The sequence below is a fragment of the Pontibacterium sp. genome, from assembly GCF_964228735.1.
In the GTDB taxonomy this organism is placed as follows: domain Bacteria; phylum Pseudomonadota; class Gammaproteobacteria; order Pseudomonadales; family Balneatricaceae; genus Pontibacterium.
Window position 1 is genome coordinate 1 of record NZ_CAXRBQ010000023.1, and the last position, 6,404, is coordinate 6,404.

The following is a 6,404-nucleotide window of genomic DNA, read 5'->3' on the forward strand; positions in this document are numbered from 1 at the left end:
ATCATGCGGGTACTTCAGGTGAGTTTATTTGAGCGAAAACCACTGGTTGAGCTATTAAATCCAGAGCCACCAGATAAGCAAAAAAGGGATCCTCAACTGAGGATCCCTTTATGATCAAAAACTATGGGACAGCAGTGACCCGATGGTCGCCTTTTTAGTATCCGTAGAATGATTATTCATTCTCAGCCTGCTCGGAGGTCACCGCATCAACGGCGATGATTAGATCTTCCACGTCCTGCATGGCGCGGTGGCGCCGGAACTGACTGCGGGCAATAAAGCGATACTGAATCAGCTGCTCTGCCGTTAACAGCTCGTCCAGGCCAGCAATCCGGAACGTTGGTTTCTTACCAACCGCTTTAAACAACCGCTGAATCCAGAAGGAATCGAACTCCAGCGCATCGCTGATCAGGGTTTCGCCGTCCAGTGTTTCATTCAGACGGTTACAAGCATCCTCAGCATTGATGCCTTCCACCACCAGTCGCTCGCGATCCAGGCCATGCAGCTCTTCGGCAAACTCATCCCAGTAGCGCCAGTGAGCGACACTATCCGGGTTGATAAAGAAATTGTCACTGCGGCCAGTTGCCGGGCACCGCCACGCTACCTCAATCGGGTAGGACTCTGCACTCAGGCCACTCGCCTCCAGATCCATGAAAATTACATCCACTTAACCTTCCCTCGCATACAACAGCACCTTCAATCCCTTTTCAGGCTCCGCTTCCGGGAAATCAGCCGGATTTTTCAGTCGCTCTACAAAGCGGAAGTCCGGACACTCCTCCAGCATCAGACTTTTAAGAAAGTCTGTCCCCAGCTTCGGGTCATTATGACACGCCATCACCTGGCCATTTTCCGCCACCAGCTCCGGCAAGCGACGGATCACCTTACGGTAGTCTTTTTCTGCAATGAAGCTCCCCTTCTGGAAACTTGGCGGATCAATCACGATCAGGTCGTAAGGTCCCAACTGACGGATACGCTTCCAGGAGCGGAACAGGTCATACGCCAGAAAAGTGACACGCTCTTTCTCAAAGCCATTCAGATGGTGATTCTGGCGACCGGTTTCGATAGCACTGCGCGACATGTCGACGTTGACAACATGCTCCGCACCACCGGACAACGCCGCTACAGAGAAACCACAGGTGTAGGCAAACAAATTAAGTATACGCTGCCCTTCAGCGTTTTGCTGAACCCAGCGACGCCCTTCGCGCATATCCAGAAACAAACCACTGTTCTGATTGCGGGAGGGTTTGATGTGATAGCGTACACCCAATTCGGTGACTTCAGACTGCTCTGGCACCTCACCCCAGGCAACGCGGTTAATCGCGTCCTGACCGCGCGCACGCTGCTGCACTACCAGGCCGGTGATAACCTCAAACTGACGCATCGCGTCACACAGCTGATCCAGCCATTCGGCTTCCACCGCTTTATACAAGCGGATCACGGCATAAGGCGGCAGCCAGTCGATCACCAGATCTTCCAGCCCCTCATAACAGTGGCCACGGCCATGAAAGAGCCTGCGGGTTTCGTTACCGGCGTCGGTCAGGTTCTGCTGTATGGAGTCTAATATGCGTTGCATAGGGAAAGTTGTCACAAAAAGCGCCGATTATAGTGCGCGAAATAGGCAACCACCAGTCTGATGGTCTAAAGATCATTAACAATGCTTGAAACTTGTTGACCGAGCCTATATCTAACAGGACGATAACAATCTCATTGTGAGCAACCCAACAACTGGAAGCCCCAACATCATGATGCGTATAGCGCTTTTCCTCGTAACCAACATCGCGATTTTGATCGTCGCCAGTATTACCATGAGTGTACTGGGTGTAGACCGCAGTACCCTGTCAGGCCTGCTGGTTATGTGTGCCATTTTTGGCTTTGGCGGATCCTTCGTCTCTTTGTTCATTTCCAAATGGATGGCGAAGAAATCCACCGGAACCCAGATCATCGAGCGTGCAAGCAACGCCGATGAACAGTGGCTGCTGGATACCGTTGCTGAACTGTCTCAGAAAGCGGGCATCAAGATGCCGGAAGTGGGTATTTTCCCAGCGCAGCAGGCAAACGCCTTCGCCACCGGCTGGAACAAGAACGACGCCCTGGTTGCGGTAAGCCTGGGTCTGTTGCAGCGCTTCCGCCCTGAGGAAGTCCGTGCGGTGCTGGCCCACGAGATTGGCCACGTCGCGAACGGCGACATGGTCACCCTGTCTCTGGTTCAGGGCGTGGTAAACACCTTCGTTATGTTCTTTGCCCGTATCGCAGCATCGGTTGTTGATAGCTTCCTGAGCAGCGACGAAGAGGGTGAAAGCTCCGGTGGCGGCATTGGCTACTTTGTGACAGTGATTGTCTTCGAAATTCTGTTCGGTATTCTGGCGTCCATCGTGGTGTCCTGGTTCTCCCGCTACCGTGAATACCGCGCGGATGAAGCAGGTGCAGACCTGTCCAGCAATCATGCCATGATCGGTGCCCTGCAGCGCCTGAAAGCCGAGTACGAGATGCCGGACCAGATGCCGGATCAGATGCTGGCGTTTGGTATCAGCAGCCACCTGAAAGATGGCTTTATGAGCCTGCTGGCGAGCCACCCACCGCTGGACCAGCGTATCGCAGCGCTGCAGGCACGCGGCTAAGCGTCACCACAGAACAAGCTACCCAAAAGGGCCTGAATCACAGGCCCTTTTTTATTGCGCCTGCATCCAATTTCAGACGAATAACGGTTAGGTGGCTATACTCCAGCGTAGTGGAGGAAAACGATGCTGACCTACCGAACTCTTATACTGGCCATCGCACTTGGCGTTGTGCCACAGGCAACTCTGGCTCAGGATTCCAGCCCGGACGTTGGGACCGTGCTTTCACTCTGTAGCCACTGTCACGGCACTGAGGGTGATCCGGGTGTCCCCGGTTGGCCTCCCCTGCCGACACTGGAGCGTGACGTTCTGATCGCCAAACTCAAGGGCCACCGCGCACTGCCTGATAACGGTAGCACTATGGCGGCGGTCACCGCAGAACTGACCGATGAACAGATAGAATGGATAGCCGAATACTTCACCAGTCTACACGCCAAAGGGGAACAGCCCCTGAGCACGCTGAAAAAGTAGCACTCTCCTGCAACCTTTGAATTCGGCTGCGGTCTTTTGAAGATCGACTTTTCCAAAACGACCGACGCAGGGAGTGTTAAATGCAGTTTCAGATGCCAAGCCGGCCTCTTATTCTTGGCCTGACAACCTTGCCACTTTTGCTGGGAGGTTGTGCCACATCGGCCTTTGCACCGGCACCCAAAATCAACACCGTGATACTGGCTAACAACACAGAGACCACCATCCACGATGTCACCATCCGCGTCGAAGCTTTTGGCGGTAAGTTCTATTGCGGGACGATCCCACCCCAGACCCAATGCTCTACCCGCTTTCCCGCACGGGAGTATGAAGCCAACCCGGTCACGGTTTCCTGGCAGCAGCAGGGTGTCAGCCACGAGACTGCACCTTTTACCGTGCCAACCGCAGAACAGCTCTCCGAAACGCCGTTGGCGGCGAGGTTGACCGTTATGCCGGGCAAGCAGGTGGACGCACAGCTGGAGCCCCAGTAAGGCACAAATTTCAGGCATTAAAAAAGGGCCCAATCAGGCCCTTTTTCAGCAACAGCAGAGAAGTGGCGACTTACAGGCCGTTTATTTCCTTGAAGCGTTTAACCAGAGCAACCGGCTCTTTTTTCTTGTTGGATTTGTTCAGGACAAATACAACTGTCTGACCCTGTGGGCCTGCACCGATCTGAGTGAAGCGGTATGGCGCTTCGCCTACTTTACGCAGGTCTTCCATGTCTTCCAGGCTGTTAAATACGTACAGACGGCCGTCTTCACCACGCATTTCGCCGTAGAAGTCTTCAGCAGCTTCCATCTTGCCAGCGAACATTTCTACACCAGCGATGCCGGACAGTTTCTTCTTGTCCTTACCCATCAGGCCGTGAACCAGAGTTTCACCGTGTGGGCCACCACCGATGAATACTTTGCGGTAAGAGGTTTCGCCAACTTCCAGGAAATCCTGGTACGTTTTGAAATCGTCAAATACGTAGTAGCGACCTTCGTGTGCTACTTCGTACAGGTCATCGTTGTTCAGCTTAGGCGCTTCTGCAACTGGTTTAGCTTCTTCCTTAGTCGCGGTGGACTGGCAACCTACAACGCTCATCAGGGCGCCAGCAACCACAGCACCAGCAATCAGTTTTTTCATCACAAGCCTCTTGAAGTCAGTACGATAAACTTTGCGCAAGACTCTACAGGGCGTTTATGACAGAACAGTTTCAGGAAGATTCATCCAGTAAACTGAACGAAAGAAAAGTTGATAGTAAGCCAACAAAGATAAACATAGGCAGGGAGGGTTGGAGCAGACAGACGGACGCTGCTGATAACCAAATGTAGCGAACCTTTTTCCGTTTTTTGCGGTGGTCGCTGGTGAACTGGCGGCGATAGAAATGGCTTTCATCCGGCGTCCGGTCTTGCATCCAGCCCGGTGCTAACAACATCAGCAGAAATTTTAACCAGTGGGAGAACATCGCCCTACTCCGCCAGAATACTCAGTATCAGCTTAGTGGGCAGATCAGAGATCTGCCACACGGTAGAGTACGGAATCGTGGTAGCCGGTGCGTACCGGGATGACACCCGCCAGCATCTTGTTGACCTGCGTGTCGCCACTGTCAACGATCAGCGGACGGCCTTCCAGCTCGTGCAGCTTGGTTTTGGTCGCCACAACAATCATGTTGTCCTTACCCAGACGGGTTAACAGTGTCGGGCTCAACTGCTGGTTACCACGACCGATGATATGGCCCTGGCCACCGATCACCGTGATCACCAGTTTCGCTTCCACGCCATCGGTCAGCTCCAGCAGCTGGTCGGCGGTGCAGTCTGCTGCAATCACTTCACCGTTTTCGATCACATCCACGCCCAGCAAGGTGTTACCCAGGCCCAGTTCGTCCATGATCGCCTGAACGGTGGTACCGGACCCCATGATGTAGCGCACATCGTCTTCCATGCCCTCGACAAAATCGGCAGCAATATCGTCGAGTACCAGCTCTTCACTCTCTTTGGCACCATTCTTCACGTGTTGCAGGTAACGATGCTCCTGCGGCACCTGCAATTCGCCATAATACTTGGCACGCACGGCACCGGCACGAAACGCGTCTTCATCGATATCACGCACTTCCTGATCACCCAATGTGACCAGTTCACCTTTGACCAGCATGGCAACGATCTCGCCTGCGGCTTTTGGCGTCACCGCGTACACACCGGAGTGGATCTTCACGCCAGCCGGAATTCCCAGTACCGGGAAGCTGTCGTTCAGCGAGTTACAGATATTACGGGCGGTACCGTCACCACCGGCAAACAGGATCAGGTCAACACCGTGCTCTACCAAGTCTCTGGCAGCCTTTTCGGTGTCTGCTTCAGTTGTTGATCCGCTGACAATCTCACCGACGACTTCCGGTTCAAAGCCCGCTTCCCGAGCAACCTGTTCACCCATCTCTGCCGGATAGGTGACCATTTTCAGGTCCAGCCCCTTCAGCACTTCGAGTGCCTGCAGGGTGCGTAGGTTTGCTTTCGGCTCGGCGCCCAGTTCAAGCGCTTTACGTGCGGTCTCGTCGCCGTCACTGCCTTTCAACGCTACGCTACCGCCGACGCCCGCCAGCGGGTTAACAATCAAACCCAGTCTAAACACTTAACGTACCTCTATCCCAGATCATCAATGCTCCCGGTTTCAATCAGGAACTGTTGATAAACAAAACTTGCCAGTATCAGGCGGGTATCCTCGTCCAATTCAAGGAATTCGACCCCATGTCGGTATACGTTTACCGGTTCGCTTTCGATCTGATTCACGTTACGAATCACAATCGGTGCCAGTATCACCTGATCGATATCGGCCACGCTAACGCGCATGGTGACAAAGATCCGGTCCCCGACATTGCCCAACGGAGACGATACCTCAACACAGGCCCCCACCAGTGAGATATCAGTACAGAACCCGCTGCATGGCCAAACACCCACAACGGAACTACCCTCTTCGTACTCATCCAGAGACACTTTGAGATTCACCGGCACCCGCGTATGTTTGCGGATACGACGCACCTCAAGCTGCTGTGGATATTCCAGATGCCAGTACGTAAAAGGTGTGTTCTGTATCTTCATTACTCGCGTGCTAAACGCCGCGATATAGTTTCCGGTGATCATACGCGCGGTCAGGCGTTGGCCCTCTTTAACAAGAGGCACACGACCGTTTGCAGATGCGCTGACCATCAGACTGACACCTTCCTTGTAGCCCAGTAATTTTGAACTGATACGACCTACAGGCGAACGCAGCTCCAGCTGGATCTTTTCACCCACCTGCGGTTTCAGTTCGGCCAGGCCTGGATTCTCGGGAAGCTTTTTAAGCGCTTCT

At 53.7% G+C, this 6,404-nt stretch carries 9 protein-coding genes; 3 read left to right on the top strand and 6 right to left on the bottom strand.

Going from position 1 to position 6,404, the window contains the following annotated elements; all coding sequences use genetic code 11:
* Positions 1 to 172 precede the first annotated feature (172 nt).
* Together ACEQ15_RS02240 and ACEQ15_RS02245 are read right to left on the bottom strand one after the other, a co-directional pair.
* Complete coding sequence (locus tag ACEQ15_RS02240; RefSeq protein ID WP_370277397.1) at positions 173 to 664, bottom strand: hypothetical protein; 492 nt, start codon at positions 662 to 664, stop codon at positions 173 to 175.
* Positions 665 to 1,570, bottom strand: coding sequence for a class I SAM-dependent methyltransferase (locus ACEQ15_RS02245; protein ID WP_370277398.1), 906 nt, complete (start codon positions 1,568 to 1,570; stop codon positions 665 to 667).
* A 169-nt stretch (positions 1,571 to 1,739) separates the two neighbouring features.
* Here ACEQ15_RS02245 and htpX point away from each other — a divergent pair, with 169 nt between their 5' ends.
* From htpX to ACEQ15_RS02260, 3 genes are all read left to right on the top strand, one after another.
* On the top strand, positions 1,740 to 2,615 hold the full coding sequence (gene htpX / locus ACEQ15_RS02250; RefSeq protein WP_370277399.1) for a protease HtpX: 876 nt from the start codon (positions 1,740 to 1,742) through the stop codon (positions 2,613 to 2,615).
* A 123-nt stretch (positions 2,616 to 2,738) separates the two neighbouring features.
* Positions 2,739 to 3,083, top strand: coding sequence for a cytochrome c (locus tag ACEQ15_RS02255; RefSeq protein WP_370277400.1), 345 nt, complete (start codon positions 2,739 to 2,741; stop codon positions 3,081 to 3,083).
* Positions 3,084 to 3,163: 80 nt separating this feature from the next.
* Positions 3,164 to 3,571: a hypothetical protein gene (locus tag ACEQ15_RS02260; protein ID WP_370277401.1), complete on the top strand. Its 408-nt coding sequence runs from the start codon at positions 3,164 to 3,166 to the stop codon at positions 3,569 to 3,571.
* Positions 3,572 to 3,641: 70 nt separating this feature from the next.
* Here the strand turns inward: ACEQ15_RS02260 and ACEQ15_RS02265 are convergent, their stop codons facing one another.
* The 4 genes from ACEQ15_RS02265 to ACEQ15_RS02280 form a co-directional block, all read right to left on the bottom strand.
* Positions 3,642 to 4,208: a hypothetical protein gene (locus ACEQ15_RS02265; protein ID WP_370277402.1), complete on the bottom strand. Its 567-nt coding sequence runs from the start codon at positions 4,206 to 4,208 to the stop codon at positions 3,642 to 3,644.
* A 70-nt stretch (positions 4,209 to 4,278) separates the two neighbouring features.
* Positions 4,279 to 4,530, bottom strand: coding sequence for a hypothetical protein (locus tag ACEQ15_RS02270; RefSeq protein ID WP_282354022.1), 252 nt, complete (start codon positions 4,528 to 4,530; stop codon positions 4,279 to 4,281).
* Positions 4,531 to 4,574: 44 nt separating this feature from the next.
* On the bottom strand, positions 4,575 to 5,687 hold the full coding sequence (locus ACEQ15_RS02275; RefSeq protein ID WP_370277403.1) for an ATP-NAD kinase family protein: 1,113 nt from the start codon (positions 5,685 to 5,687) through the stop codon (positions 4,575 to 4,577).
* A gap of 11 nt (positions 5,688 to 5,698) precedes the next feature.
* Positions 5,699 to 6,404: flagellar brake protein (locus tag ACEQ15_RS02280; protein WP_370277404.1), on the bottom strand; the 706-nt coding region annotated here is incomplete at its 5' end.

Coding starts and splice junctions, on each gene's coding strand:
- ACEQ15_RS02270 (WP_282354022.1), bottom strand. CDS start 4,530: ATGTTCTCCCACTGGTTAAAATTTCTGCTGATGTTGTTAGCACCGGGC.
- ACEQ15_RS02255 (WP_370277400.1), top strand. CDS start 2,739: ATGCTGACCTACCGAACTCTTATACTGGCCATCGCACTTGGCGTTGTG.
- htpX (WP_370277399.1), top strand. CDS start 1,740: ATGATGCGTATAGCGCTTTTCCTCGTAACCAACATCGCGATTTTGATC.
- ACEQ15_RS02260 (WP_370277401.1), top strand. CDS start 3,164: ATGCAGTTTCAGATGCCAAGCCGGCCTCTTATTCTTGGCCTGACAACC.
- ACEQ15_RS02265 (WP_370277402.1), bottom strand. CDS start 4,208: ATGAAAAAACTGATTGCTGGTGCTGTGGTTGCTGGCGCCCTGATGAGC.
- ACEQ15_RS02245 (WP_370277398.1), bottom strand. CDS start 1,570: ATGCAACGCATATTAGACTCCATACAGCAGAACCTGACCGACGCCGGT.